Source organism: Solihabitans fulvus, assembly GCF_008386585.1.
Taxonomy (GTDB): domain Bacteria; phylum Actinomycetota; class Actinomycetes; order Mycobacteriales; family Pseudonocardiaceae; genus Solihabitans; species Solihabitans fulvus.
Genome location: NZ_VUOB01000021.1, coordinates 210,686 through 236,376 on the forward strand (window position 1 = coordinate 210,686; position 25,691 = coordinate 236,376).

Annotated in this window: 18 protein-coding genes; 7 read left to right on the plus strand and 11 right to left on the minus strand. The window is 69.7% G+C overall.

Translation table 11 applies throughout. The features are described 5' to 3' along the window. Positions 1-52 precede the first annotated feature (52 nt). The gene (locus tag F0L68_RS12515) at positions 53-1,336 is read right to left on the minus strand and encodes a cellulase family glycosylhydrolase (RefSeq protein ID WP_188316541.1); all 1,284 of its coding nucleotides are present in this window, start codon (positions 1,334-1,336) and stop codon (positions 53-55) included. Positions 1,337-1,529: 193 nt separating this feature from the next. Further along, positions 1,530-2,024 carry an RrF2 family transcriptional regulator gene (locus F0L68_RS12520; protein ID WP_149849689.1) on the minus strand — a complete coding sequence of 165 codons (495 nt, stop codon included), beginning with the start codon at positions 2,022-2,024 and terminating at the stop codon, positions 1,530-1,532. Positions 2,025-2,151: 127 nt separating this feature from the next. Between F0L68_RS12520 and cysD the strand changes: the two genes are divergently transcribed. Further along, positions 2,152-3,072, plus strand: coding sequence for a sulfate adenylyltransferase subunit CysD (cysD, locus tag F0L68_RS12525; protein ID WP_149849690.1), 921 nt, complete (start codon positions 2,152-2,154; stop codon positions 3,070-3,072). Continuing rightward, a complete protein-coding gene (gene cysC, locus F0L68_RS12530; protein ID WP_149849691.1) occupies positions 3,072-4,907 on the plus strand; it encodes an adenylyl-sulfate kinase in 1,836 nt (611 codons plus the stop codon). The genes cysD and cysC overlap by 1 nt, the downstream gene beginning before the upstream one ends. A 226-nt stretch (positions 4,908-5,133) precedes the next feature. Here cysC and F0L68_RS12535 read toward each other — a convergent pair whose 3' ends face one another. The 5 genes from F0L68_RS12535 to F0L68_RS12555 form a co-directional block, all read right to left on the minus strand. Next, entirely contained in the window at positions 5,134-5,841 is a 708-nt protein-coding gene (locus tag F0L68_RS12535; protein WP_149849692.1) for a copper homeostasis protein CutC, read from the minus strand. Continuing rightward, positions 5,838-7,934, minus strand: coding sequence for a dipeptide ABC transporter ATP-binding protein (locus tag F0L68_RS12540; protein ID WP_149849693.1), 2,097 nt, complete (start codon positions 7,932-7,934; stop codon positions 5,838-5,840). Before F0L68_RS12540 ends, F0L68_RS12535 begins: the two co-directional genes overlap by 4 nt. 53 nt (positions 7,935-7,987) lie before the next feature. Continuing rightward, the gene (locus F0L68_RS12545) at positions 7,988-8,914 is read right to left on the minus strand and encodes an ABC transporter permease (RefSeq protein WP_223198727.1); all 927 of its coding nucleotides are present in this window, start codon (positions 8,912-8,914) and stop codon (positions 7,988-7,990) included. Further along, positions 8,911-9,870, minus strand: coding sequence for an ABC transporter permease (locus tag F0L68_RS12550; protein ID WP_149849694.1), 960 nt, complete (start codon positions 9,868-9,870; stop codon positions 8,911-8,913). The genes F0L68_RS12545 and F0L68_RS12550 overlap by 4 nt, the downstream gene beginning before the upstream one ends. Positions 9,871-10,102: 232 nt before the next feature. Beyond that, the gene (locus tag F0L68_RS12555) at positions 10,103-11,866 is read right to left on the minus strand and encodes a peptide ABC transporter substrate-binding protein (protein ID WP_223198728.1); all 1,764 of its coding nucleotides are present in this window, start codon (positions 11,864-11,866) and stop codon (positions 10,103-10,105) included. Between the two features lie 280 nt (positions 11,867-12,146). Here F0L68_RS12555 and F0L68_RS12560 point away from each other — a divergent pair, with 280 nt between their 5' ends. The 5 genes from F0L68_RS12560 to F0L68_RS12580 all read left to right on the plus strand — a co-directional run bounded on the left by F0L68_RS12560 (position 12,147) and on the right by F0L68_RS12580 (position 19,939). Then, entirely contained in the window at positions 12,147-13,292 is a 1,146-nt protein-coding gene (locus F0L68_RS12560; protein WP_149849696.1) for an ROK family transcriptional regulator, read from the plus strand. Between the two features lie 15 nt (positions 13,293-13,307). Continuing rightward, the gene (locus tag F0L68_RS12565) at positions 13,308-14,777 is read left to right on the plus strand and encodes a M81 family metallopeptidase (protein ID WP_149849697.1); all 1,470 of its coding nucleotides are present in this window, start codon (positions 13,308-13,310) and stop codon (positions 14,775-14,777) included. A gap of 4 nt (positions 14,778-14,781) precedes the next feature. Continuing rightward, positions 14,782-15,738 carry an ROK family protein gene (locus F0L68_RS12570; protein ID WP_149849698.1) on the plus strand — a complete coding sequence of 319 codons (957 nt, stop codon included), beginning with the start codon at positions 14,782-14,784 and terminating at the stop codon, positions 15,736-15,738. Positions 15,739-15,792: 54 nt separating this feature from the next. Then, on the plus strand, positions 15,793-16,800 hold the full coding sequence (locus tag F0L68_RS12575; protein WP_149849699.1) for a hypothetical protein: 1,008 nt from the start codon (positions 15,793-15,795) through the stop codon (positions 16,798-16,800). A 148-nt stretch (positions 16,801-16,948) separates the two neighbouring features. Further along, a complete protein-coding gene (locus tag F0L68_RS12580; protein WP_149849700.1) occupies positions 16,949-19,939 on the plus strand; it encodes an NACHT domain-containing protein in 2,991 nt (996 codons plus the stop codon). 60 nt (positions 19,940-19,999) lie between these two features. On the opposite strand, the gene F0L68_RS12585 is transcribed toward F0L68_RS12580, so the two are convergent. From F0L68_RS12585 to F0L68_RS12600, 4 genes are all read right to left on the minus strand, one after another. Then, the gene (locus F0L68_RS12585) at positions 20,000-22,156 is read right to left on the minus strand and encodes an NACHT domain-containing protein (protein WP_149849701.1); all 2,157 of its coding nucleotides are present in this window, start codon (positions 22,154-22,156) and stop codon (positions 20,000-20,002) included. Positions 22,157-22,173: 17 nt separating this feature from the next. Then, entirely contained in the window at positions 22,174-23,046 is an 873-nt protein-coding gene (locus tag F0L68_RS12590; protein WP_149849702.1) for a DUF6801 domain-containing protein, read from the minus strand. A 551-nt stretch (positions 23,047-23,597) separates the two neighbouring features. Next, on the minus strand, positions 23,598-23,759 hold the full coding sequence (locus F0L68_RS44885) for an SEC-C metal-binding domain-containing protein (RefSeq protein WP_223198729.1): 162 nt from the start codon (positions 23,757-23,759) through the stop codon (positions 23,598-23,600). 84 nt (positions 23,760-23,843) lie between these two features. Beyond that, positions 23,844-25,571 carry a hypothetical protein gene (locus tag F0L68_RS12600; protein WP_149849703.1) on the minus strand — a complete coding sequence of 576 codons (1,728 nt, stop codon included), beginning with the start codon at positions 25,569-25,571 and terminating at the stop codon, positions 23,844-23,846. Positions 25,572-25,691 lie beyond the last annotated feature (120 nt).

The following is a 25,691-nucleotide window of genomic DNA, read 5'->3' on the forward strand; positions in this document are numbered from 1 at the left end:
GGTCACAAGTTGCCGGTTGCTGACCTGCCCCCGAATGGACTACCCACGGCCGTCAGCAGACGCCCGACCTCAGCGGCACGGGGTTCCCGAGGTTCCAGGCGTACCTGAGTCGATCAAGGCCGCTCTGGTCGTTGACCTGCTCGACGACGCTGCCGTCCACTGTGGACTTACCGGTCACCGCGATCGCGTACCCGTTGGGGAAGCCGGTCGAGTCCTGCCACAGGCCCGGCCAGTAGATCGCGCCGAGCTGCTTGTCGTGGATGTAGTTGGTGACCGCCTGGAAGGAGTTCACGTGGAAGTCGGGGCTGCACGGGTTGCCGACCGGGTTCGTGCCGAGGTCGCCGGGCACGTCGTAGTTCGGGCCGGGCAGCCAGTTCCCGTTGCCGTCCTTCTGCGGAATGCCGTTGGCGTTCACGCCGTACATGAACTCGCCGAACTCGTCGACGATGGTCCGCTTCTCGGCGTCGGACCCGATCTCGTTGCTCATGGTGTGGGTGCAGTGGTCGTAGACCTGGCGCACCTCGGTCGGGTTGGGGGCCTGCGGGTTGGTCACGCCGCAGCCGGGGAAGAAGTCGTAGACGTGATAGGACAACAGCGTCCCGGCGAGCCGGGGATCCGCGGCGACGAACTTGACATTCGTGTTGTATCCGGTGCCGCTGATGACGACGCGGTTCACGTTGATCGACGGGTGGACCTTCAGCCAGCGGGCGGCCACATCCGTCCAGCAGAGCCTCGGGTCGCCGAGCACGCTGTCGTCGTTGATGGTCGTGTTGCACGTCGGCGGCTTGGCCACGCCGTCCGCGTACCCGAAGGGCTCGTTCATCGGCTCGAAGTTCACCAGCGGCTGGTTGGTGTAGTCCTGCACCACCCTGTTCCACATGGCGACATAGTTGGCGGGGTTGACCACCACGCCCTTGTGGTGGCCGCCGGGGGTCTCCTCCCAGTAGCCGAGCACGACCTTCATGCCGAGGTCGGTGGCGGCGTCGATGGTGCCCTTGTAGGTGTTCCACCACGGGTCGTTGACCGTCGCCGGGTTGACGGGAAGCCGGACCGTGTTGGCGCCGAGGGTGTCGTGGAAGGCGTTGAGAATCCGCGTCGACGTCGCCTTGACGGTCGCGTAGTCCTCCGACCCGCCGAAGCCGGACAGCACGAGCCTGCCCGTCTCGTAGTTGGAGTCGGCGCGGCCGTCCGACCAGTTCACGCCCTTGAAGTCGCCGGTCCAGGTGACCGGCGGTCCGCCGGCCGGCTGCGGCGCGGCCTGGGCCGGGCCGACCGCCAGTCCGGCGAGCAGTGCCGCCGCGGCAACGAGGACGGCACGAACGGGACGGGATCTCACTGTTTCCTCCAGGACCTGGGCAGTAGTCCGGAGCCTGACAGGATTCCCCGTCGAATGGATCAACCCGACGTTCGAGTCGCAAGTACCGTGCTGGTACCAGAAACCCGCCGCGCAGTACCGCGCTCGTATGAGGGACGGCTGGCGACAGGTTGACGTGGCGGGGATTCGGCCCGCAGTGCTGCCGGCGCAGCCGTCAGTCGTCCTGGCCCGCGAGTGGGGTCGTCCGCCCGCGATGGTGTTCCTTGGTGCGGTATTCGGTGGCCATGGCGGTGATCGCGGGCGGCAGGTGCCCGTCGACCAGGTCGGCGAGCGTGACGTTCTCCAGGACCGATCGCAGGCTGGTGCGGACCGCCATCCAGACGTCGAGCAGGGCGGTCGCCGGGCCGGTGTAGCTGAGGTCTCTCAGGCCAACGTCGCGAATCCGGGCCAACGGGCCCTCGATCGCGCGGGCCACGTCGGCGACCGTGATCTCGGCAGAGGGGCGGGCGAGCGAGTAGCCGCCGCCTCGACCGCGATGGCCGCGCACCAGGTGCGCCGACTTCAGGTCGTTGAGGATCGTGAGCAGGAACGCCACCGGGATGTCCTGCGCGGCGGCGACGTCCTCCGCGCGCACCAGGTCCCCCGGCCGCGCGGCGGCCAGCTCCGCCATGGCGCGCACGGCGTAGTCGACCTTGGCGGAGATGCGCATGCGCCAGATTATCCAGGTCGGGCCAGGCGTGCCCGGTGGCGACCATCGGACCATGGACGGTTTCCACCCGACGGCGCTAGCATCACATTAAGTTGATCGATTAACTCAACATATGTGAGGCGGCGGTATGGACATCACGTCGACCGGCACCGAAGCAGCCGTGCTGGACACGCTCGAAGCCGAGGCGATCCACGTGCTGCGCGAGGCCGCTGGCGCGTTCCGCAAGCCCGTGCTCCTCTACTCGATCGGCAAGGACTCCTCCGTCCTGCTGCACCTCGCCATCAAGGCGTTTCGCCCAGGGCGCCTGCCGTTTCCGGTGTTACATGTCGACACCCGCTGGAAGTTCCGGGAAATGATCGAGTTCCGCGACGCCACCGCGCGTCAGCTCGGGCTCGACCTCCTGGTGCGCACCAACACCGACGCGGACGCCGCCGGCGTCACGCCGTTCACCCACGGCACGCACGAGTACACCCGCCTGATGAAGACCGTGACGCTGCGCCGGGCACTGGACGAGGGCGGCTTCGACGCCGCGATCGGCGGCGCGCGGCGGGACGAGGAACGGTCGCGGGCAAAGGAACGAATCTTCTCCGTGCGCGAACCCGGCCACCACTGGGACCCGCGCAGGCAACGCCCCGAGTTCTGGCGGTGGACCAACACCGAACTCGCCGACGGCCAGTCGGTCCGGGTGTTCCCGCTGTCGAACTGGACGGAACTGGACGTGTGGCGCTACATCCGCCGCGAGGAGATCCCCGTCGTCCCCCTGTACCTCGCCGCGCCCCGGCCGGTGGTCGAGCGCGACGGCGTCCTGCTCATGCTCGACGACGACCGGTTCCCGCTCCGACCTGGCGAGGAGCCCATGGACCGCTGGGTCCGGTTCCGCACGCTCGGGTGCTACCCCCTCACCGCCGCCGTCGAGTCGAAGGCGGTCACCCTCGACGAGCTGATCGACGAGACCCGGGCCGACCGACGCTCGGAGCGAGCCGGCAGGCTCATCGACGGCGATGGCGGCTCGTCCCTGGAGACCAAGAAGTCGGAGGGCTACTTCTGATGGGTGCGGTACTGCGGATCGTCGCGTGTGGTTCGGTGGACGACGGCAAGTCCACGCTCATCGGCAGGCTCCTCGCGGAGACCGACAGCGTCCCGCACGACCATCTCGAGCAGGCCAGGCAGACTCGGCGGGGCGGGTCCGTGGTGCCGACCGGGGAGATCGACTACTCCCTGCTCACCGACGGGCTGGCGGCCGAGCGCGAGCAGGGCATCACGATCGACGTCGCCTACCGCTACCTCGACTTACCCGGCGGCCGCAGGCTGATCATCGCGGACGCGCCGGGACACGACCAGTACGGGGCGAACATGGCCGTCGCCGCGTCGACGGCGGATCTCGCCGTGCTGCTCGTCGACGCCGAGCTCGGCGTGCGGCCGGGGACGCACCGGCACCTGGCGGTCTGCGTCACCATGGGCGTGCGCTCGATCGTCGTGGCGGTCAACAAGCTGGACGCGGTCGGCTACGACCAAGCGGTGTTCGACCGGCTCGCGGCCCAGGTGCGGGCGATGGCGGAAAGCCTTGGCGCCGAAGAGGTCCACGTCGTGCCGGTCAGCGCGATCGGCGGGGACAACGTGACCACCGCCTCGCCGAACCTGCCCTGGCACGACGGGCCGACGCTGCTCGGCCTGCTCGCCGGCTGGCAGCCCGGCGAACGGCGAGGTTCCGTCGGCACCAGGCTCCCGGTCCAGTACGTCATCCGGGGGAACCGGTTCCGGGGTCCGGCCGGCACGGTCGTCGGCGCGGCCCTGCGCCGGGGCGACGAGGTGTCGGTCGCCGGATCCGGTGTGGCCACGACGATCCGCCGGGTCATCGGCCCGGACGGCGACCTCGACCGCGCCGAGCCCGGCACGCCGATCACCGTGGAGCTGTCCGAGGACGTCGACATTCGGCGCGGCGACCTGCTCACGAGCCGTCAGGGTCCACCGCCGAGCACCGAGTTCGGCGCGACCGTGGTGTGGACCGGCAACCAGCGGTTCGAGGCCGGTGGCGACTACCTCCTCCTGGTCGGCCCGAAGGTGGTGTCCGCGACGGTGACCGGTCCGCACGGCCTGCTCGACGTGCGGACCGGGCAGACGGGCCCCGCGAACACGTTGTCGGTCAACGACATCGGCACCGTCACGGTGACCACCGCGACGCCGGTCTTCCTCGACTCCTACGCGGACAGCCGCGACACCGGGTGCTTCCTGTTGGTGGACCGCCGCACCAAGGACACGGTCGCCGCCGGGATGGTGTCAGTGGCAGAGCGACGCGACGACGACCGCGGCGTCGTGCCGCAGGACTACGCGGTGGACCGCACGTCCCGGGAGCTGCTCAAGGGGCAGCGCGCGAAGGTGTTGTGGCTCACCGGGTTGTCCGGCGCGGGCAAGTCCACGATCGCGGACGCGGTTGACCGCAGGCTCCATGCCCTCGGCGTGCACACCTACGTGCTGGACGGCGACAACGTGCGCGGCGGCCTGAACCGCGACCTCGGCTTCGCACCCGAGGACCGCGCGGAGAACGTGCGCAGGGTCGCCGAGGTGGCCGCGCTGATGCTCGACGCCGGCCTCGTCGTCATCGTCGCTCTCGTCTCGCCGTTCCGTGCGTACCGGGCGGCGGCGCGGAAGCTGTTCGCGCCGGACGACTTCGTCGAGGTGTGGGTCGACACTCCGCTCGCGGAGTGCGTGCGGCGCGACCCGAAAGGCCTGTACGCCAAGGCGAACGCCGGCACGTTGCGAAACATGACCGGTGTCGGGCAGGACTACGAGCCCCCGACGGCGGCCGAGGTGCGGTTGGACGGCACGGCGTCCACCGAGGAGGCCGTGGCGCGCCTGGTCTCCGTCGTCACCGACGGACGCTGACCCCGCCAGACGGGACGCCCTGACCGAACGGCACAGCGCCACAAGCCAGGAGGAGCCGGCCCCGACGGACCGACTCCTCCTGGCTGGCAGGCGGCGTTCTTCGCGGCAGACCGCCTGGACCTCGGCGGCTACTTCCCCGCGTGAACGGTCAGACCGGGTCGGCACCGAGGAGCTCGGCGACGACCCGACGCACGTGAGCGCCATCGCTGGCCTCACGACCCCACAGTCAGACCGGGCCCGCACCGAGCAGCTCGCCGACGACCCGACGCACGTGAGCGCCATCGGTGGCCTCACGGCCCTTTCGCTGTCGCGGTGCGCGCAGGTGCACCTGCCCGACGCCGGTCTCGCGCACCACCTCGCGGACGTTGTGCGCGCGGATCCCGCCGGCCGCGAGGATGTGGATCCGCTCCCCCGCCTGCCTTCGCAGGGCGGCGATGCGGGATGCGCCGGCCAGCGCGGTGGCCTGCGCGCCCGAGGTGAGCACGGTGTCGGCGCCGAGCGCGATGATCTCCTCCAGCGCGGAGTGCTGATCCTCGACGAGGTCGAAGGCCTTGTGCACGGTGACCGGCATCGGCGCGGCGGCGTGGACGAGCCGCCGCAGGACCGGCAGGTCGAGGCGGTTGCGGGCGGTGAGGGCGCCGACGACGATCCCGACGGACAGGCCGCCCGGGTTCGCCAGGCCGCCGATCGCCCGGATGTCGGCGAGCATCACCTGCTCTTCCGTTCTGCTGACCCGGAAGTCGCCGCCGCGCGGGCGGACCATGACCCTCAGGTCGACCCTGCGCAGCCGCCGCAGTGCCACGGCGATCGTGCCGAGGCTCGGGGTGGTGCCGCCCTGCCCGAGATCGGCGCAGAGCTCGACCCGGTCGGCGCCGGCGGCCTCTGCCACGAGGGCCGCCGGCACGTCGCTCACGCAGATCTCCACTGTCGTCATGCCCGCGCCGCCTCGGCCGACTCGACGCGCAGCGGGAAGTGGCAGGCGACCTGGTGCACGTCGCCGGTCAACGGCGGCTCGGTCGTCGCGCACGTCTCGGTGGCCAGCGGGCAGCGCGTCCGGAATCGGCAGCCGCTCGGCGGACTGAGCGCGCTGGGGAGTTCGCCTCGGATGGTGGTGTCGGTGCGTCGCGTCACGGCGTTGGGATCGACGGAGGGAACGGCGTCGATGAGCGCCTGGGTGTAGGGATGCCGGGCGGACCGCACGACCTCGTGCGCGGGGCCGACCTCGACGAGCTTGCCGAGGTACATGACGCCGATGCGGTCGGACATGTAGTCGACGACGGACAGGTCGTGGCTGATGAACACGTAGGCGAGGCCGAGTTCGTGTTGCAGGTCCCGCATCAGATTGAGCACCTGGGCCTGGATGGACACGTCGAGGGCGCTCACCGGCTCGTCGCCGACGATCAACCTTGGTTGCAGGGCAAGCGATCGGGCGAGTCCGAGGCGTTGCAGCTGGCCGCCGGAGAACTCGTGCGGATAGCGCTCAAGGACCCGCCGGGACAGGCCGACCTGGTCGAGCAGCGTGGTGACGCGGGCCCGGCGGGCGGAGGCGTCACCGACGTGCTGGATCTGAAGCGGTTCGGCGAGGATCGCGTCGACGCGCATCCTCGGGTTCATGGCCGCGTAGCTGTCCTGGAACATGAGCTGGACCTGCCGGCGCATGAGCCGGCGTTCGCGGCGGTCCAGAGTGGCGATATCGGTGCCATCGAGGACGATCTGCCCCTCGGTGGGCACCTCGAGGCCGACGGCGAGCCGGCCGACGGTGGACTTGCCGCACCCGGACTCGCCCACCAGCCCGAGGGTTTCGCCGGGATGAACCTCGAAGGAGACCCCGGCGACCGCGCTCACCTGCCCGGTCGCGCGCCGCAGCGCGCCGCCGGCCGCCTCGTAGTTCTTGACCAGGCCACGGATCGACAGGATGGCCGGAGCCTTCGGCGCACGCTCGCCCGGCTCCCGCACGCCCAACGCCGGCGCTGGTGTCGGCACCACCGCGGGCCCGGGCCGCAGGCTGATCGGGGCAGGGGCCGGCACCGTGACCGGATGCAGGCAGGCGTGCTGGTGATCGCCGGTCGACAGGACGACCTCGGTGGTCCGGCACTCGGCGGTGGCGAACCGGCAGCGCGGGGCGAACCGGCATCCGGTCGGCGGCCGGGACAGATCCGGTGGCAGGCCGGGAATGCTGTAGAGCCGCCCCTTCGCACCGGTGTCGTGGTCGGCGGCCTCGGGAAGCGACTGCATGAGCGCCTCGGTGTAGCGGTGCCGAGGCGCCCGGAACAGGTCGGCCGTCGCGGCCGTCTCCACGACCCGCCCCGCGTACATGACGGCGACCCGGTCGGCGCGGCTGGCGATCACACCAAGATCGTGGGTGACCAGGACGAGCGCCATCCCGAACTCGTCCCGCAGGTCGTCGATGAGATCGAGGATCTGGCGTTGGGTGGTCACGTCGAGCGCCGTGGTCGGCTCGTCGGCGATGAGCAGACGCGGCGAGCAGACCAGGGCCATCGCGATGACGACCCGCTGGCGCATGCCGCCGGAAAGCTGGTGCGGGTAGTCGTCGACGATCTTGTCCGGGCGCGGCATCCCTACCCTGCGCAGGATCTCGATGGCCTGGTCCCGTGCGGCCGCCTTGCCGACGCCCTGGTGGACGCGCAGCGGCTCGGCGACCTGCGCGCCGATGCGCATGGTCGGATTGAGCGAGGTGAACGGGTCCTGGAACACCATGCCCATCTCGACGCCCCGGATCCGGCGCACCTCCTCGGGCGGCAGGGATCGCAGGTCGCGACCGTCGAAGAGGATCTCTCCGCCGACCACGCTGCCGCCCGCCGGGAGCAGGCCCATGACCGACAGCGCGGTCATCGTCTTGCCGCTGCCGGACTCGCCGACGACGCCAAGTACCTGTCCCGCTTGGACTTCGAGGTTGATGTCGGCGAGGGCGTGCACGGTGCCCTTGCGCAGCGCGATGTCGGTGCTGACGTGACGCAGCTCCAGCAGGGGCCGGCTTCGGTCGGTCGAATCGGTTGGTGCGCTCAATTTCTGCTCCTGTAAGGGCGGGACATGCCCTTCCGGTAAGGACGGGACAGGCCCTAGCGCCGCCGGAGGCGGACCTCGAAGGCGTCCCGCAGCCCACCACCGATGAAGTTGCAGGCGAGGACGATGAGGATGATGGCGATTCCGGGTGGGTAGAGCAGCCACCAGTGGCCGCTGTAGGTGTCCGCGAGGCCGTCCGCGAGCATCCCGCCCCAGTTGGCCGCGGGCGGAGGAACCCCGAGGCCGAGGAACGAGAGGTAAGCGACGTAGAGAATCGCGTCCGCGACCTGGAAGGTGGCGTTGACGATCACGGTCCCGATGGCGTTGGGGACGATGTGCCGCCGCACCGCGCGGCCGCCGGTGCCGCCCATGGAGCGCATCGCCTGGATGTACTCGCGGGCGCGCAGGGTCAGCGCCTCGCCGCGCACGAGGCGCGCAGGGCCGAGCCAGGCGAAGGCCCCGATGATGAGGATGAGCATCGGCACGGTCGGGGTGACGATGGTCGCCATGAGCATGAACAGGAACAGCGACGGGATCGCCATCATCGCGTCGACGACCCGCATCATGGCCGCGTCCACCCAGCCGCCGACGAATCCGGCGACGGCTCCCCACACCGTGCCCACCGCGGTGGCGAGGACACCCGCGGCGAGCCCGACGATGATCGACGTCTGCCCGCCAAGCATGAGGCGGCCGAGTTGGTCGTAGCCGACGCCGTCGGTTCCCAGCGGATGCCCTGGTGCGCCTGGGGAAAGGAACACCGCGGCGAGGTCGGTGTGCACCTGGTCGGTGTGGTAGAACAGCGGCCCGAGGAAGCACACCCCGGCCAGCAGCAGGAAGATGGCCACACCCACCAGGGCGAGCCGGTCCTCGCAGAAGACCTCGACTCCCTGGCGCCACAGGCCCCGCACGGGCGCGTCGTCGGCGTCGGGTGGCTGTTCGGCGCGTTCCCCCGGGGTGCCGGTCATGTCGGCCGACGTGGTCACGACGCCCTCCCTCTGAGCCGGACCCTCGGGTCGACGGCCGCGTAGAGCAGGTCGGCCACCAGCGTCCCGAGCACGGTGGCGACCGAGATGATCAGGGTGACTCCCAACAGGATCGGGAAGTCGCGTTTGAGCGCCGACTGCCAGAACAGCCGCCCCATGCCGGGGAAGTTGAACAGCGACTCGACGACCAGCGCGCCGCTGAACAGCGCCGGCAGGTACATCCCCAGCAGCGTGATCACGGGGAACAGTCCGTTGCGCAGGGTGTGCACGAGCACGACACGCCACTCCGGCATGCCCTTGCTGCGCGCGGTGCGCACGTAGTTCTCGTTGAGGTTGTCGATCATCGAGGAACGCACGTACCGCGAGTACACGGCGATGGTCACGATGGCGAGGGTGATCGTCGGCAGGATGAGCCCGGCCGGATCGGACAGCACCTCGCCGAGGGTGAAGCCCTGCGGCGCCTCGGCCGGCAGGATCGGCCAGACCTGGGAGAACAGGATGATCATCATCAGGCCGAGGAAGAAGATCGGCGTCGCGTACGCCAACAGCGACAGCGAGGTGATCGTGTAGTCGGGCCAGCGGTTGCGCCGCACCGCCTGGATGACCCCGAGCGGAATGGCCACGACGACCGCCAGCAGCGTCGACAACAGCGACAGCAGCATGGTCTTGGGCAGCCGCTGGCCGATGGCCTCGGTGACCGACTGGTTGAGCTGGTAGGAGTAGCCGAGGTCGCCGTGCAGCAGGCGCCCAACATACAGGAAGTACTGCCGCACAAGGGATTGGTCGTAGCCCATGTCGTGGTTGAACGCCGCCAGTTGGTCGAGCGTCGCGTCCTTGCCAAGGGTGGCCCGAGCCGCGCCGCCCGGCAGCACGTGCAGGATGACGAAGGTGATCACCGTGACGAGCACGACGACGATGAGGGCCTGGCCAAGGCGCATGGTGAGATAGCGGACCAACGGGCGGTCCCTCCTCGCTCGGGCTCCGGTGACGCGCTGTGCGACGCCACCGGAGCAGGCCGTGTCCCGTGGGTCTCTTTCCTGCTGCGCGGGGCCCAGCCGCCGCCTCGCCGCGTTGCGCCCACGCCCCCATCCAACACCGGGATGGGGACGCGTGCGCGCCTTGCGAGACGACACCTGGATCCCCGCTCGCGACGGAAAAGACCCACGGGACACGACCTCGGTCAGTGAGTCAGTTCTTCCAGGACCAGTCCTGGAAGAACATTCCGTTCATCGGGTCCTGCGGTTCGACGCCCTGGAGCCCCGACTTGAACGTCGAGATCTGGTACACCGGGTTCGGCATCCACAGCACCGGCAGGTCCTTGGCCAGGAAGTCGTTGTACGCCTTGAGGGAACTGTCGTCACCGGAGAACTGGGTCGCCTCGATGAGCCGGTCGGCCTCAGGGTTGCTGTAGCTGCCGAGGTTGACCGGGGCGCCGGTGGCGAAGAGCCGCTCACCGCTGGCGAACGCCGGGTAGTACCAGCTGCCCTGCGCGCCGAAGAACGACATGTCCCACGAGCAGTTGGCGTCGGTCGGCTTGCAGGCGGGGGTGACCGCGACCGAGTCGGGCACTTCCTTGATGGTCAGGTCGATGCCGAGCTTGGTCATCTGCGACTTGATCTCGGCGAACGTCTTGGTCGCCGCGGCGAACCCGGTCTGGCTCGTGACGGTGAAGGCCAGGGGCGTGCCCTCGGCGATACCGTCCCCGCACTGGTCGGGCCCGGCGCCCGCCCGCTGACAGGTGGTCTGCCCGTCCGGGGCCACCTTCCAGCCGTGGCTCTCCAGCAGCTGCTTGGACTTGGCGGGATCGAACGAGTAGGCGCACCCGTCGGCGGAACCGTCGGCGCCCGGCTTGCGCGGCACGGGGCCGCAGGTCGGCGAGGCGGTGCCCGCCCAGATGACCTTGCTGATCGTGGGCTGGTCGATGAGCATCTGGAGCGCCTGGCGCACGTACGCCTGCTTGAACAGCGGCGCGGACTTGGGGCTGTTGTAGTTCAGCTGTAGGTAGGTGATCGACCATCCGTACCATGGCGAGACCGTGTATCCCTTGGACTCCAGGTACTTCCGCTGGTCGAGGGCGGCGGCGGGAACGTAGCCGTAGTCGATCTCACCGGAGCGCACCACGTTGAACTCGGCGTCGTCGCCGGTGAACGGCTTGAGCACCACCTTGGACAGTTTCGGCTTGTCGCTGCCCGAATAGACCTTCTGCGCGGTCAGCACGACCTCGCCGCCCGGCACGTACCCGTCGAGTTTCCACGCGCCGCTGTTCACCTTCCACAGGGCGTTGCTCGCGTAGGTCTTGGGGTCCTTCGACGCCGCGGTCAGGAACTCGAAGACCTTCTTGGCACCCTCCGGTGTCGCGGAGAGGTCGGCTGCGGCGGCCGTCGCGGAGTCGGTGTCCCACACGTGCTTGGGGAGCGGCACGATGCGGTTGAGCTGGTTGTCGACGAACCACGCGGTGTTGTAGACCTTCGTCGTCGTCAGCGAGAAGGTCTTCTCGTCCTTGACCGTGAAGTCGGCGATGTTGTCGGGGAAGCCGCCAGCCCGGTAGGACGCCCACTTGTCCTTGTTGGCGCTGACGAGGTTGTACCAGAACTGGATGTCGCGAGTCGTCAGTGCCTTGCCGTCCGACCACGTGTTGTCCTTCAACGTGATCGTCATCGTCTTGCCGTCGTTGCTGATCTCAGGCGGGTTGGCCAACGACCGCGCCGTGTCGATGTTGTACTTCGCCGAGCCGTCCAGCTTGTACTCGTACAGGTGCCGGTACAGGGCCGAGCTGAAGGTGGCGTTCTCGCCCTGGGTGAAGCCGGGCGCCGAGATGGGCAGGATCCAGTTGGGCGTGCGGAAGGCGACGGTCACGGTGTCCTTGCCCTGACTACCGCCCTGGGCGCTCTTCGACGCGCCGCCGGTGCAGGCGACCAGGCCGAGTCCGACGACGACGCTGGCTATGGCCACGGCACCCCGGAGTGCGCGCCGATGAAATCTGCCCCTCATGGCTCTCCTCGATTGCTGTGCGGGTGCCCTGCCATCGGGCGCTCGGTGCGAAGAACGTATGAAGTCGAATGATGGAAGTCAACAAAAATAAGTAGACTTGCTTCGGCTACTTCGATCAATCTACGATCGAAGTGATGGGGCTTCCTTCGACACCCCTCGCGATGGTCGATGATCGATCCCGACCACCGCACCCGCCAGACCGGAGCACGAGTGCCGGAGTCCGGTCACCACGAGGAGAGGCATGTCGGATCCGTCCATCCCCGCCACCCTGCGCGAACAGGTGCTCGACCTGATCGCCAGCGGTGCGACAACCTCACGCACCGACCTTGTCGAGGCGTTGCAGGTCGCGCCATCGACGGTCTCCGTCGTCGTCCGGCGCCTGCTGGAGGAGGGCGTCATCCTCGAGGAGGGCGTCGGTCTCTCCACCGGCGGACGGCGGCCTCGGATCCTGCGCCTGCGCGAGACCGACGGGGTCTTCGCCGTGGCCGAACTTGGCTCCCACCACGTCCGCGTCGGCCTGTGCTCGCTCGACGGACGGCTGCTCGCGTCCGACGAACTGGCCATCGACATCTCGGCGGGGCCGGCGGGAGTCTTCGACCTGATCGGCGAGGTGGTCGCCAGGATCAGGACGTCGACCGCGCCGGGACAGGCGCTGCTCGGCGTCGGCGTCGCCCTGCCAGGACCGGTCGACTTCCCCGGCGGCAGGCTGATCGGTCCCGCCCGCATGCCGGGCTGGAACGGCGCCGACCCGCGAAACGACCTGAGCGAACGCTTCGCCGTGCCGGTGGTCGTGGAGAACGACGCCAAGGCCGCCGCGATCGGCGAGTACACCACTCGCGGCGGCGACGCGAAGGACATGATCTACGTCAAGGCGGGCACCGGCATCGGCGGTTGCCTGGTCACCGGCGGCCAGGTCCACCGAGGCGGCCGCGGGCTCAGCGGCGACGTCACGCACATGCGGGTCGCCGACAGCGGTGAGCGGTCCTGCTCCTGCGGCAACCGCGGCTGCCTGGAAACCGTTGCCAGCGGGGCCGCTCTGGTCCGCGAGCTGCACCAGCTCGGCCTGCCGGTGACCACCATGCGCGACGTCATCGCCGCCGCCGTCGACGCCGAACCCACCGTCGTGACCATGGTGCGCCGCGCGGGCGGCCTGCTCGGCGTCGCCCTGTCGGGCTTGGTCAACTTCCTCAATCCCGACGCGGTCGTCATCGGCGGCGCGCTGTCCAGTCTCGACGCCTACGTCGCCGCGGCCCGGGGCGTGCTCTACGAGCGCTGCCTGCCGCCGCTGACCCAGTCCCTGTCCATCGAGGCCAGCATCGCCGGCCCGGACGCCGCGCTGACCGGCCTCGGGCACCTCGTGCGCGCGGCCGTGGCCCAACCTTCCTGATGAGGAGCAACACCAGTGCCCCGTCCCCTGCGCATCGCCATCGGCGGCATCCACATCGAGTCAAGCACCTTCTCGCCCCACCTGAGCACCGCCGACGACTTCACCGTCACCCGAGGCAACGCGCTGCTGGCGCGCTATGATTGGCTCTCGCCGGCCCAGCCGTGGGCGACCGACGTCGACTGGGTGCCGGTCCTGCACGCCAGGGCGCTCCCCGGCGGCGCGGTCGACCCCGAGGCGTATCGCCTGTGGCGCACCGAGATCCTGGACGAGCTGGTCAAGGCGGGCCCGTTCGACGGCATGCTGCTCGACATCCACGGCGCGATGAGCGTCGTCGGGCTGGACGACGCCGAGGGCGACCTCGTGACCGCGATCCGGTCCGTGCTCGGGCCGGAACCCTTTGTCTCCGCGGCAATGGACCTGCACGGCAACGTCTCGCCCGTCCTGTTCGCGCACACGGACCTGCTGACCTGCTACCGCACCGCGCCGCACGTGGACGTGTGGGAGACCCGCGAGCGTGCCGCCAGGAACCTGGTCGACGCGCTGCGCCGGGGCCAGCGCCCGCACAAGGCGCTCGTGCACGTGCCGATCCTGCTGCCCGGCGAGATGACCAGCACTCGGATCGAGCCCGCCAGGGGGCTGTACGCGCGCATCCCCGAGATCGAGGCCCGGGACGGGGTCATCGACACCGCGATCTGGATCGGCTTCGCCTGGGCCGACGAGCCGCGCTGTCGCGGCGCGGTCGTCGCCACCGGCACCGACGCCGACGCGACGGCAAGGGCCGCACGCGAACTCGGCGAACACTTCTGGGCGGCACGCGAGGAGTTCTCGTTCGTCGCGCCGACCGGCTCCATGGACGACTGCCTGGACACCGCGCTGCTGGCGACCGCCGACCCCGCCCTGCGCCCGTTCTTCATCAGCGACTCCGGCGACAACCCCGGCGCGGGAGGCGCGGACGACGTCACCTACGCCCTCGAACGGCTCCTGGCCCGCCCGCAGATCCGGGACGGCTCGGTCCGGGCCGTCTACGCCTCGCTCGTCGACGCCGATGCCGTGGCCCAGATTGCCGACCTGCCCATCGGTTCACCGGTGCGGGTGCTCGTCGGCGGCAGGGTCGATCCGCGTGACCCCGGCCCGCTCCGGCTCGAGGGAACGCTGGAAGCCGTCGCCGAGGACCCCGCGGGCGGGCGGTGCGTGAGCGTGCGGGTCGGCGGGCTCAGCGTGTTCGTCACGTCCCGCCGCATGCAGTACAGCCAGCTCAGCTCCTATCGCCGCCTCGGCATCGCGGTCGACGAGGTCGATCTCGTCATCGTCAAGATCGGCTATCTCGAACCCGAACTGTTCGACGCGGCAGGCGACTGGCTGCTCGCCCTGACGCCGGGCGGCGTCGACCAGGACATCGAACGGTTGCCGTACAAGAACCTCGCGCGGCCGGTGTTCCCGTTGGACCGCGACTTCGCCGCGGACCTCACCGCGGTCACCGGGTGATCGGGTGACACCGCCGAGCGAATCCCGCGTGCTCGCCGTCGACGTCGGCGGAACCACGATGAAGGGGTCGGTGTTCGACGAGGACGGCCGAGTCCGACACTCGATCGTCGTGCCCTCGACCGCCGACGACGGCGAGGATCCGGTCAAGGCCGTCCGGGCCCTGTGCCGCCAGCTGCGCGACGACGCGATCGAGCTCGGCGCCGCCCCCGCCGGGATCGGTGTGGTCACACCGGGAATCGTCGACGAGTCCGCCGGCGTCGTGAAGTACGCCGCGAACATCAGGTTCCGCGAGGTCCCGCTCGGCGCGATCATCCGCGACGACCTCGGACTGCCCGTCGCGATCGGACACGACGCGCGGGCCGCAGGCGTCGCCGAGGCGGTGGCGGGAGCGGGTCGCGGGCTGGACAACTTCCTGCTGTTGCCGCTGGGCACCGGCATCGCCGCCACGGTGGTGCTCAACGGCGTACCCGTGCCGGGTGCCGCCTGGTCCGCGGGGGAGGTCGGCCACATGCCGATCCACCCCGACGGAGAACCGTGTTCCTGCGGGCAACGGGGTTGCCTCGAGGTCTACGCCTCCGCAGGGGGAATCGCCCGGCGCTACGCCAGGCTCGGTGGCGCGCCGGGACTCGACAGCGAGTCCATCGCGCGGGCCGCGACCGTCGACCCGTTGGCCCGCCGCGTATGGGATGCCGCAACGCACACCCTTGGCACCGCGCTGGCCACCCTCACCCTTGCCCTCGACCCGGCCTGCATCGTGCTCGGGGGTGGGCTGGCCGAGGCCGGCGCGCAGTTGTTCGATCCGGTCCGCGAGACCCTCCGCGCGGCCCTGGCCTGGCGGAGCCCGCCCGCACTGCTCCGCTCCGATTTCGGGGCCAGGGCGGCACAACTCGGCGCCGCCATCCTGGCCCGCCGCGCCGCGGGCCTAGCCGTTCCCGACAGCTGGGGCGCGCCGCGCCCGTAGCCGCACCGCAGTAATTCCGGCGACGCGGCTTCGAGAGATTGCCACACTGGCGACGTGCGAGAGAGTCGACGTGACCAGGTCACCGCCGCAGGAGCCCGAACACTGGCTTGGGTCGGCGGCACCCTGTACGACGTCGCAGCCGGCTGGCGGTCGATCCCGCTGGACGGGTCCACGGGCACCACGAGGTTCATGGGCTACGGGAAGCAGTTCGACGCCGTCACGGTGTCGCCGCGCGGTGACTTCGTCGCCCTGACCTCAAGCACCGGCACGAAAGGCCTGCTCCTGGCGGCGGACGGGCGGGTGATTCGCGAGGTCGACCGCAGCTACTACCACGCCGAGGTCTACCGGTATCCGCTGGTGTTGTTCACGCTGCCAGACGGTCGCACCGCGATCGCCCACTGCCCCACGGACTACAACCGGCTGGAGATCGAGGACGTCCTCACCGGCGCGTGCCTGACCGACTCCGCCGGCCGAGAGCCCGACGATGTCTTCCACTCGCGGCTGGCCGTCTCGGCCAGCGGCCGCTACCTGCTCAGCGCCGGGTGGCTGTGGCATCCGTGGAGCTGCGTGATGGTCTACGACCTGCACCGCGCGTTGACACAACCCGACGCGCTCGACTCCCCCGACGACGGGCTCAATCCGCAGAGACTGCCGGGGGCGGAGGTCAGCGGAGCGTGCTTCGTCGACGACGACGTCGTGGTCAGCACGTCGTCAGAATCCGACGAGCCCGTGGAATCCGACGAACTGGCACCCACCATGCTGGCCCGATGGTCGATCACCACCGGGACGATCCTGTGGCACAGGAAGCTGGACCAGACCGCCGGCGATCTCGTGTCGATCGCCGGCAACATCCTGGCCCTGCACCAGTATCCGCGCCTGTACGACGCGAACAACGGGGAACTGCTAGCGGAATGGCCCGACCTGCCAACAGGCGACGCGGACAGCTCCATCGTCTGGGACAAACCCTTCTCGGGAAGCGCACGAGTGGCGGTCGACCACGTCAACCGACGGTTCGCCGTCACCGACGGCGACCACGTCACCGTCATCCACCTCGACGAATGAGGGAAGCTCGCCGCGCCGTCACTGAGCAGGGGCCGCCCGATCGCGGTCGACGTCGGCACTTTGGTGCAGAAGCTGGGCGCGAAACCGCCTGATCACCCTGTGCCGCAGTAACATCCTGCGTGATCCGTCACGGGCGGAGGGCGCGCGGATGACGCAGGCCGGGAAGTGGTTGGCGCGGGTCGGGCTGCTCGGGGCGGCGGTCGCACCGCCCGTGGTCGCCTGGTGGCAGCACGTCGGCGCGCAACACCCTGTCCTCGCAACGCTTCTGCTGCTGGGCTACGAGACGGCGCTCGCGGCTGTGGTGTTCCTTGGCCAGATCGCCGGAAACCTGCGTGCGCGGTGGCGGGAACGCATCGTCGACCGGCTCGATCAGGCGCTGCGACGCCGGATGTCCCGCTTCGACCGGCGATACCGCGAGTCGGTGTTGGCGGCCCTGCGGTTCGTCGACCTCAAGGGGCTCAGCACGGTCGGCTTCTACACGCCCGAATTGGCCGAGGTCTTCGTCGACCTGACCTTCGTGCCGAGGGCAGCGCACGAGATCCCCGCCGATCTGCTGGCTGGCGACGACGCGGACCCGGCCAGGCGACGCTCGATCTGGGAGTTCCTCGGGCAGCGGAAGCCGACGGTGCTCGCGGTCGTCGGCGTGCCGGGCAGCGGCAAGACCACGCTCCTGCGGCACACGGCCAGACGCCTCTGCGTCGACCGCGCGCGGCGGCGCAGGCCGCTGCCGATCCTGCTCTACCTTCGCGACCACGTGACCGAGATCTTGGCGGACAACACCATCGGCCTGACCGAACTCGTCCGCAACGCACTCATCCGAGACCCCGCCGACGAACCGGCGGGATGGTTCGAGAGCCATCTCGACAACGGCGACTGCGTCGTGCTGCTGGACGGGCTCGACGAGGTCGCCAGCCAGGATGACCGGCGGGCCGTCGCGGACTGGGTGGAACGCCAGGTCAGGCGATACCCGCGCAACGACTTCGTGATCACCTCGCGGCCGCACGGCTACCGGTCCGCGAGGATCGACGGCGCGACCGTGCTTCAGGTGTGCGCCTTCACTCCCGAGCAGGTCGTCCGGTTCGTGCACGCCTGGTACCGCGCTGTCGAACAGCACGACGGCGGCTCCGAGGACGCACGGGCACGCGCGACGGACGCCGCCAATGGTCTGCTCGACCGCCTCAGGGAAAGCCCCGTTCTGTACGACCTGACCGCCAATCCGTTGCTGCTCACCATGATCGTCAATGTGCACCGGGACCGGCACGAGCTGCCCGGCAGCAGGGCCGAGCTGTATCAGGAGATCTGCCAAGCGGTGTTGTGGCGGCGGCACGAGGCGAAGTCGCTCGCCACCGCGCTCGGCGGCGAGGTGAAACAGGCGCTGCTCGGCGGGCTGGCGTTCACGATGATGTCGCGGCGCGTCCGGGACTTCGACCGGGCAGCGGTCCTCGCCGCCGTCCGGCCCGCGCTGCGCAGGGTCTCGCGCGAGTTGACCGCGGAGGGCTTCCTCGCCGACGTCGGCTCCAACGGTCTGCTGATCGAACGCGAGAACGACCTGTACTCCTTCAGCCACCACACGATCCAGGAGTATCTGGCCGCAACTCACATACAGGCCAAGGGACTTGTCGGCGCGCTGTCCACGGCGGTCGACGATCCGTGGTGGCGCGAAACCACGCTGGTCCACGCCGCGTGCTCGACCGCGGATCCGATCATCCTGGCCTGCCTCGAATCCCGCACCGTCGCGGCTCTCACGTTGGCGTTCGAGTGCGCCGAACAGCGGACCGTCGACATCGCCGACGACGTGCGCGCCAAACTCGACCGCTTGTTGGAGTCGGCGTTCGATCTGGACGCCGATCCGGAGCTGCGCCACCTCATGAGCCGGGTCATCGTGTCCCGCCACCTCAGCCTGTCGATGCCCGTCGGCGAGACGACGCGACTGTGTGCCAGGCCGATCTCCACCGCCGTCTATCGGCTGTTCCTCCAGGCCACCGACCAGTCCGCCGACGCGCGCGCCCTGGACGGAGAGCGGCCGCCAGCACCTGGCACGACGGAGCCCGTCACCGGCGTCTGGGCACAGGACGCGGTCGCGTTCACGCGGTGGGTCAACGGAATCTCCGGGGACGACCGCGTCTATCGACTGCCGACCCGGTCCGAGCTCGACGATTCTGGCGCTCGAGACGCGCTCGCCACCGCGGCGCGCGGCGCGACTGCCCCGCTGAGCGCCTGGATCCAGCCCGGCCACGACAGCGCGAGCCCCCAGCTGTGGACACCGGTGTCGAGCCTCCGCCCGCACTGGATCGACATGGCGGTGGTCGCCGAGCAGGTCGCCGGCGACGTGAGTACAGAGGGCTCAGTGGCGTTCCGACTGCTGCTCCTGCGATCTATCGTCGCCCTCCGCGCCCTCACCCTCGATCGCCCGCGCCAAGGCGATCTGGATCTGGGCGACGCGCTCGACGCCGACCGCACCGGGGTTCTGCTCAAGGCCTTCGACCTCGCCGTCCGGCACGCCAAGAGCGTGCGACTCGACCGCCTCAGGGAACGCGATCGCGACCTCGACCGGGTCATCCAACTCGCGGACACGCTCCACACCGAGCACACGAGCCTTTTCGACCTCGCCAACGCCCTCAACCACGCCATGAGGAACGCGCTGGGCCACGCCCTCGACCCGGCGCTGGACCGGGCTTTGGGGCGGACGCTGTCACGCGCGCTCAGCCGAGCTCTCGACTCGGGCGACCAGAGCCGCTTCGAGTCCGTGCTCGCCCAGGCCCTCGTCGGTGTGTCCGATCCCGCGAGGGTCGGTTTCGTCGCCCGCCTGGCCTCGATGACGGACTACCTGCACCAGGCCCGAACCGACTTGTTCGATCGCTACCTGCGACTCAACAGCGTTCCTCCACCCTGGGTCGTCAGGGTGGCCGACCGCCTCGCGGACACCGCCGTGCCGATCTTCCTGCGGCAGGTGCCGATCACGGCGGACAGCGCGGCCGGTATCCGCCTCGCCGCGCTGTGCCTTGCCGCCGAGTCGGAAGCGCAGGCCGGCGGCCTCGGCAACGTGTTCCGGTCCTTCGCGGCCGATGTCACGCTGCTCGAACGACGGGCGACGGGCCGGGCGCCCACCCCGGAAACGATCATCCTCGCCGTCGGCTGATCGCGACCCGAGCGAGGCCGACGTCGCTCGACACGGGTTCGACGTCGCGGCCTCAGCCCATCAGCGGAGACGCTTGGCGAGGTGGTCTTGGAGTTGGGCGTGGCGAAACTGATAGACCGCGCCCGCCTGGCGGAGTGCACCTCGTTGGCAGGCGTCGTCGAGGAAGGCGATCAGTCTCCAGGGCAGTCTTCGGGTCAGGGGCAACCAGATCCGCGCGAGGGCCACCCACTGCCCCCAGGCGGTCAGGCTCAGTCCGTAGCCCAGTCCGCCGGCGAAGGCGGCTTCGAGCCCGAACACCAGCCCGGTTTCCAGGCTGCGCAACGGGCCGACGGTGAAGCCACTGACCAACCAGCCCTCAAGTCCGAACACAACCGCCCAGACGAGCATGTGAACGATCACGTTGATGCGGTTCACGGTCAACAGACCGGCGGGGCTGACGGCGTCGTCGATCTCGATGGGGGCCTCCAGCCAGGCCATCAGCCCGAGCACGACCCCCACCCCGAGGCCAACCTCGGGCGCGAACCCGATCGCCGACAGCAACCCGCCCCCGAGTCCGTCGTCGAGGCCGAGCCCGGCGACCACGAGCCTGTCCATCAGCACCACTGCCAGACCCAACACGAACCCGATAGTGACGCCGATCTTGAGCCGGGTGGTGAACCGGGCCCTCAGCTGCCGCTTGCCGCCTCTCAGCCGGATGCGCACCGGCGAGGGCTTCAGCGAATTGCGGCTGTCGGCGAACCAGTACAGCAGGCCGAACGCTAGCCCGCCGACCAGCCCGTGCAGCGCTCCCACCACCAGCCCTCGACGCAGGGCGAATCCCAGCCCGAGCGGCGTGCCGATCAGGTCGACGGGGATGTTGCCGACGCCGGTGACACCAGCGAACACCAGTACGGCCTGCACCGAGATCACCAAGGTGCGCGACCACCGGCTCAGGCTGGTGCCCATCTCCCACCAGGCCAGGTCGCGGCTGTTGAGGAGATCCAGATGCGCAGCCAGCAGGCTGAGCCAACGGTGTGCCTGTTCGGGATTCCAAGCCGGGGAACGCCGGGGGTCCTGGCCGCCTGGCCGCGCTCCGTAAACCGACGGGACGAGGCTGCTCAGCAGATGGTCCTGGAGTTCCTCGACGGTGCCGAACCGCGTGATGTCCAGCAGCGTCGCGGGGTCGCGGTCCGTGGCGTCGCTGTAGATCGTGCGGGCGAGGGCCACCATGAGAGGGGTGGTCAGCACGGCGACGAGGTTGGCGGCGGCAGGGTCGTGCGGGGCGAGGCTCAACCGACCCAGGACCGGATCCCACCGGGTCATGGCGGTGTCGGAGACGGTTGACGCGTCCGAGGTGACGGCGAGTCTCGGGGTGGCCAGCCGCAGGTAGTCCTTCACCTCGTCCAGGGCCAGATCGGTCAACTCGATCACAGCGGCTCGGTGCACACCCCGTGTTCCGTCAACGGCGGCGGCGTACTCCTTGGCACGGCTGGTCAACACGAGCGGCATGTCGGCCGACAGCTGCCGCAGCGCCGCGGGGTGCAGACCAAGGGCGATCTCGTCGAAGCCGTCCAGAACGGGCAGGATCCATCCGTGTCTGACCAGCTCGGCGGCCGATGTCCGCGTGTCGGAGCCGGTCTCGGCCAGCCAGGGATGGTCCCGGATCAGGTGACTGACCAGCCAGTCCTGCAAGGTCTCGGCGGGGTTCCACGTCGCCAGGCTGACGACCACGGGAACGCGCGTGTTGGGGGTGCGAGCGGCCAACAGATCCAGCGCCAACCGCACAGCCACCACGGTCTTGCCCGAACCCGCCCGGCCCAGCACCACCAGCCGCTGCGAGGGTATCCGCCGATACACGTCGGCGACCTGGTCAAGGTCTCCGCTCACCTCCGGCGGGCCGCCCTCGCCGGCCTTCCGCTGGACGACGCTCTCCCAGTGGTCGGTCAGCTTCGTTGCCGCAGGCCGCCACCGCACCCGCAGCGGGCGCGGATCGTGGATCTGCCGCCGCTGCTGCTCGTCCCGCCAGAAGGCGCCCACGTCCCCGGCAAGTCGGTCAGCGGCCGCGGCCAGCCTTGCCGACGGCGCGGAGGGAGGGGCGACAATCACGACGTGGCCGATCTCGCGGGCTTGGACGAACGCCCCCGACACGTCCCCGCTCATCACGTTGCGGGTCCCCGACCGATCTACCTCGTCGCCCATCAACCGCGCGCCCTGCCGCGCTTCGAACCACTCCCGCACGCCATGCGCCGCATGGTTCAGCGCCCCGACACATGGCGCCGGCGACGGCGCATCAGCCACCAGACACAAGCGGCCACGCCGGCTCCCGCAGCCAGGAAGGCGGCAGAGGTGGCGGCCAGGTCACCGATCTTCGCCCGCTCCGCGGTCGGCGTCGCAGCGGCGGTCGCGGTTGACTGTGCGCTGCCCGACACCGACGTGCTCGGTGCGGTGGAATCCGTTGCGGACAAAGAGGAACCGCTCGAGCTGAGTGTTGCCGTCTCCCGCGTCCCGGTGCCGGTGGGGCTCCTCGCCGGAGACGTGGCCGGGCCGACTGGCGGGGCCGCCACAGGTGCCGGCGTGATCGTGAACGAGAACACGACGGCGTTCTGTCCGGGATCCAGCGTGCAGGACAGGTCGACTTCGCCGGTCACCGTCGGATTGCCGCCGGCATCCCGCGGGCTGAAATGCAGGGCCAGGTCATTGCCCACGGTGACCGTGGCGTGGCCGGGCTGATGGAAGACGAGCCCCGGTGTCGTTCCGGCCGCGTGGACGGCCATCGGACCTGACGCCGGGACAGCGGTCCGCGGCACGATCATCCGCACCGCGGCCCCGATGTTTCCTTCGGGCGCCGCCACCACACCGGGCGCGTCCACACTGCCCGCGACGGTCGCCGCGCCGACCAGTCCGAGCGCCCAGGTAACGGTGGGGCCGACCGTCGCCGTTGCGGTGACCGTGACCGTGGGGGCGGCCTGGCCGACCAGCACCGTGGCTGGCGCGTCCCACGCCAACTGCGCCGTCATCGCCTGACCGGGGAACGACGACAGCGTGCACGTGTAGCGCAACGTCGCCCCGGCCGAGTCCGCGGTCGCCTGTCCGGCGCCACACACTCCCCCGCTGACGGCGACCGTCACCGCGGCCAACACACCCCACGCCGGCAGTCGTCGGCCGCGGTGTGACGCGCGTCGTGCGTCGTCACGCGCCGCAGACCGCCGCGGTTCACAAACCATCACCAAACCCCCATGAACGAGCACAGCGAGCTTCAGGAATGTCCAATACCGGCGCATTGATCACGATCACCTGCGATTCCCCTCAGCACCCGAATCGGATACCAAAGGCGAATCGCCGGCAATCCGCACTCCGTGAAATCCCGTGGACGATGACACGCGGCAGCCTACTCCCGGAAGTCGGGTTCACGAGAACCCCAACCTTGTTAACACCGCATCAACGCCGATTTTGGTGTATGCAAAATTGCAATTCGCACCAATTCAGGAAGAATGCGAGAGCGGCAGCTCCGCCGTTTGGGGCCGGCGACGCGCTCGTCGCCGTGGAAGTCGCCACCCATGACCCGCGCGGCGAGGCCCTCCAGGTGGCGGTGGCCCAACCAATGACGAACCCGAGGGCGAGCATTCGTCATGCGAACGCTCGCCCTCGGGTTCGTCACCAGGCCATCGCGGCCGAGTGCTCAGCGACCTTCTCCACTCAATCGCGGACGTAGTAGTCGCCGAGCACGCCGTCGTATCGGCCCTCGGCCCGGCAGCAACGGCGGAAACCTCCGCCCGGAGCCGCACGGGCATGGGTCCCGGCCGCCGAGCTTCTCCGTCAACTCGGTGCCGGCGCCAACCACCCAACGAATTACCGAGGCTTCGACAGTAAGGGAGGCGGGGCATGCCCCGCCTCCCTACCTTCCAAGCCTCACAACCTCACAACCTCACTCGGTGGTGAGGTTCTGCGTCGTCTTCTTCCCCTGGTGGGTGACGGCCAACGCGATCGTCTGCCCGCCGCCGTCCCAACCGCTGTAGTCGAACGCCGCAGTGTCGCCCGACTCGAGCGCGATGCCCTGGCGCTTGAACAGGCGGACGCCCTTGTCGTCCTCGCGCTCCACGTTGATCGTGTAGCCGCCCTTCGCGCCGGCCTTCGAGGCGTCCACCGTGAACGGCTGGCCGGGCGGTGCCAGGTGGGCTCCGATCGAGCCGTTGTCCCCGACCGCCGCGTTCTGGACGGTGAACGTGTAGTACGAGTGGGGATCCGTCGCCCCGAACGTGATGGTGGGCGACTGCGCCTTGCTCGCGGTGTAGGTCAGGCCGCCGTTGTCGCTCGACGGGTCGATGACGTCCTGCTCACCGGGGTTGAGGTTGATGTCCTCCACCGCGAGGTCGAAGGTGGCCCCGATGATCCCCACCGTCTCCTTGTCCTTCGACTTCATGTCCTTGCCGTCGAGGGCGATCTTGAAGTGCACACCCGCCGGGATGGTGTAGACCGGCTCGGGGCTCGCGTCCCAGTCACCCATCAACCGAGCCTCGGCCGTGGCGCCCGGGATCTCGTTGACCAGCTTGCCGTTGACAAAGCCGGTGCGGTGCCCCGCGGAGTCGGTGATCAGCAGGTGACCGTGGTTGCGCGGGTCGGCCTCGAGGAAGACCTCGGAGGGAATGCTGCCGTCCGGCTTCGCCGCGAGGAACGGAGTCCCCGAGTTGGACCCGCCACCGCCTGATCCCCCCGCGCCGGCAAGGGGGAACGGCTGCTCCGGCAACCCGGGGTTGGCCGGGAGCAGTTCGATCGGCGGGGTCGACGCGTCACCCTCGTAGGTCTCGGCCGGGTCGTTGGGGTTCGCCGCCGTGGTGTACTTCCAGGTGTTGGCCTTGCGGTCGACCTCGATGCGCTGCACGGTCTTGGGGAAGTTGTTGTCGTAGATGAGGATCTCGGCCTTGCCGTTGCCGTTGTCCTCGACCGCGTACGGCGTGACCGCGTGCCCGCCGCTGCCGTCCCGCTTGTAGAACCCGATCGTCCAGGTCTCCGGGTTGTCCGGCTTCAGCTCCTTGAGCAGCCGGTCGACGATCTCGTTCGGCGTCCCCTTCACCGTGCCCTGCTTCACCGACGGCAGGGCCTGGTGCACGAAGGTGTAAGCGATCGCCTTCTGCGTCGCGGCGTTGTCCTTGACCAGTTCCAGTGTGGACTGACCGCCGAGGTCGGCGGCGTTCATCTTCTTCTTCCACAGCAACAGGCTGGCCACCGACATGCCGTAGCAGTGCCCGCCGTTCATCCCGGCGTTCTGCTCCTCCATCCACAGCTGGGCCTGCGGTGTCAGGTCGCACTTGCCGGCCGCCGCGTCGGCGCAGATCTTGTCCCCGAACAGCTTGCGCATCTCGTCCGGGGTGAGGTTCGTGATCCCGGCCTCGTTGCCGTAGTTCTGGAACCCGAACCCGTCCTTGTCCGGGCGGAACCCGGTGTCCACCATCAACGGCCCGGTGGGCCTGTACTCCTTGCCGGCGTCGCCCCCGTTGGGCGCGGCGGCCTTCTGACCCGTCGGCGTGCTGCCCGACGAGCATCCGGCCACGCCAAGCGTCGCGGCGAGCACCGCGGCCACCGTGATTCCCCAGGTCCTGCGGGAACGCAGGACCGTGGCCCCGGAATCGGCTCCGGGCCACTGATAGCTGGTCATTCGCTGGTCTCCTCCAGTATCGCGATGCCATCAGCGTCGCCGGGGAGCCAGGAAGTTACATCGTGGACGGTGCCACAGGACTTAGGCCGGACCACCGTCAAGCTGAGTCGACGGGCCTCG

Bases quoted from the DNA above. Each gene is read 5' to 3' on its own strand.
- F0L68_RS12520 (WP_149849689.1), bottom strand. From the start codon at position 2,024: ATGCGCATCTCCGCCAAGGTCGACTACGCCGTGCGCGCCATGGCGGAG.
- cysD (WP_149849690.1), top strand. From the start codon at position 2,152: ATGGACATCACGTCGACCGGCACCGAAGCAGCCGTGCTGGACACGCTC.
- cysC (WP_149849691.1), top strand. From the start codon at position 3,072: ATGGGTGCGGTACTGCGGATCGTCGCGTGTGGTTCGGTGGACGACGGC.
- F0L68_RS12535 (WP_149849692.1), bottom strand. From the start codon at position 5,841: ATGACGACAGTGGAGATCTGCGTGAGCGACGTGCCGGCGGCCCTCGTG.
- F0L68_RS12560 (WP_149849696.1), top strand. From the start codon at position 12,147: ATGTCGGATCCGTCCATCCCCGCCACCCTGCGCGAACAGGTGCTCGAC.
- F0L68_RS12580 (WP_149849700.1), top strand. From the start codon at position 16,949: ATGACGCAGGCCGGGAAGTGGTTGGCGCGGGTCGGGCTGCTCGGGGCG.
- F0L68_RS12600 (WP_149849703.1), bottom strand. From the start codon at position 25,571: ATGACCAGCTATCAGTGGCCCGGAGCCGATTCCGGGGCCACGGTCCTG.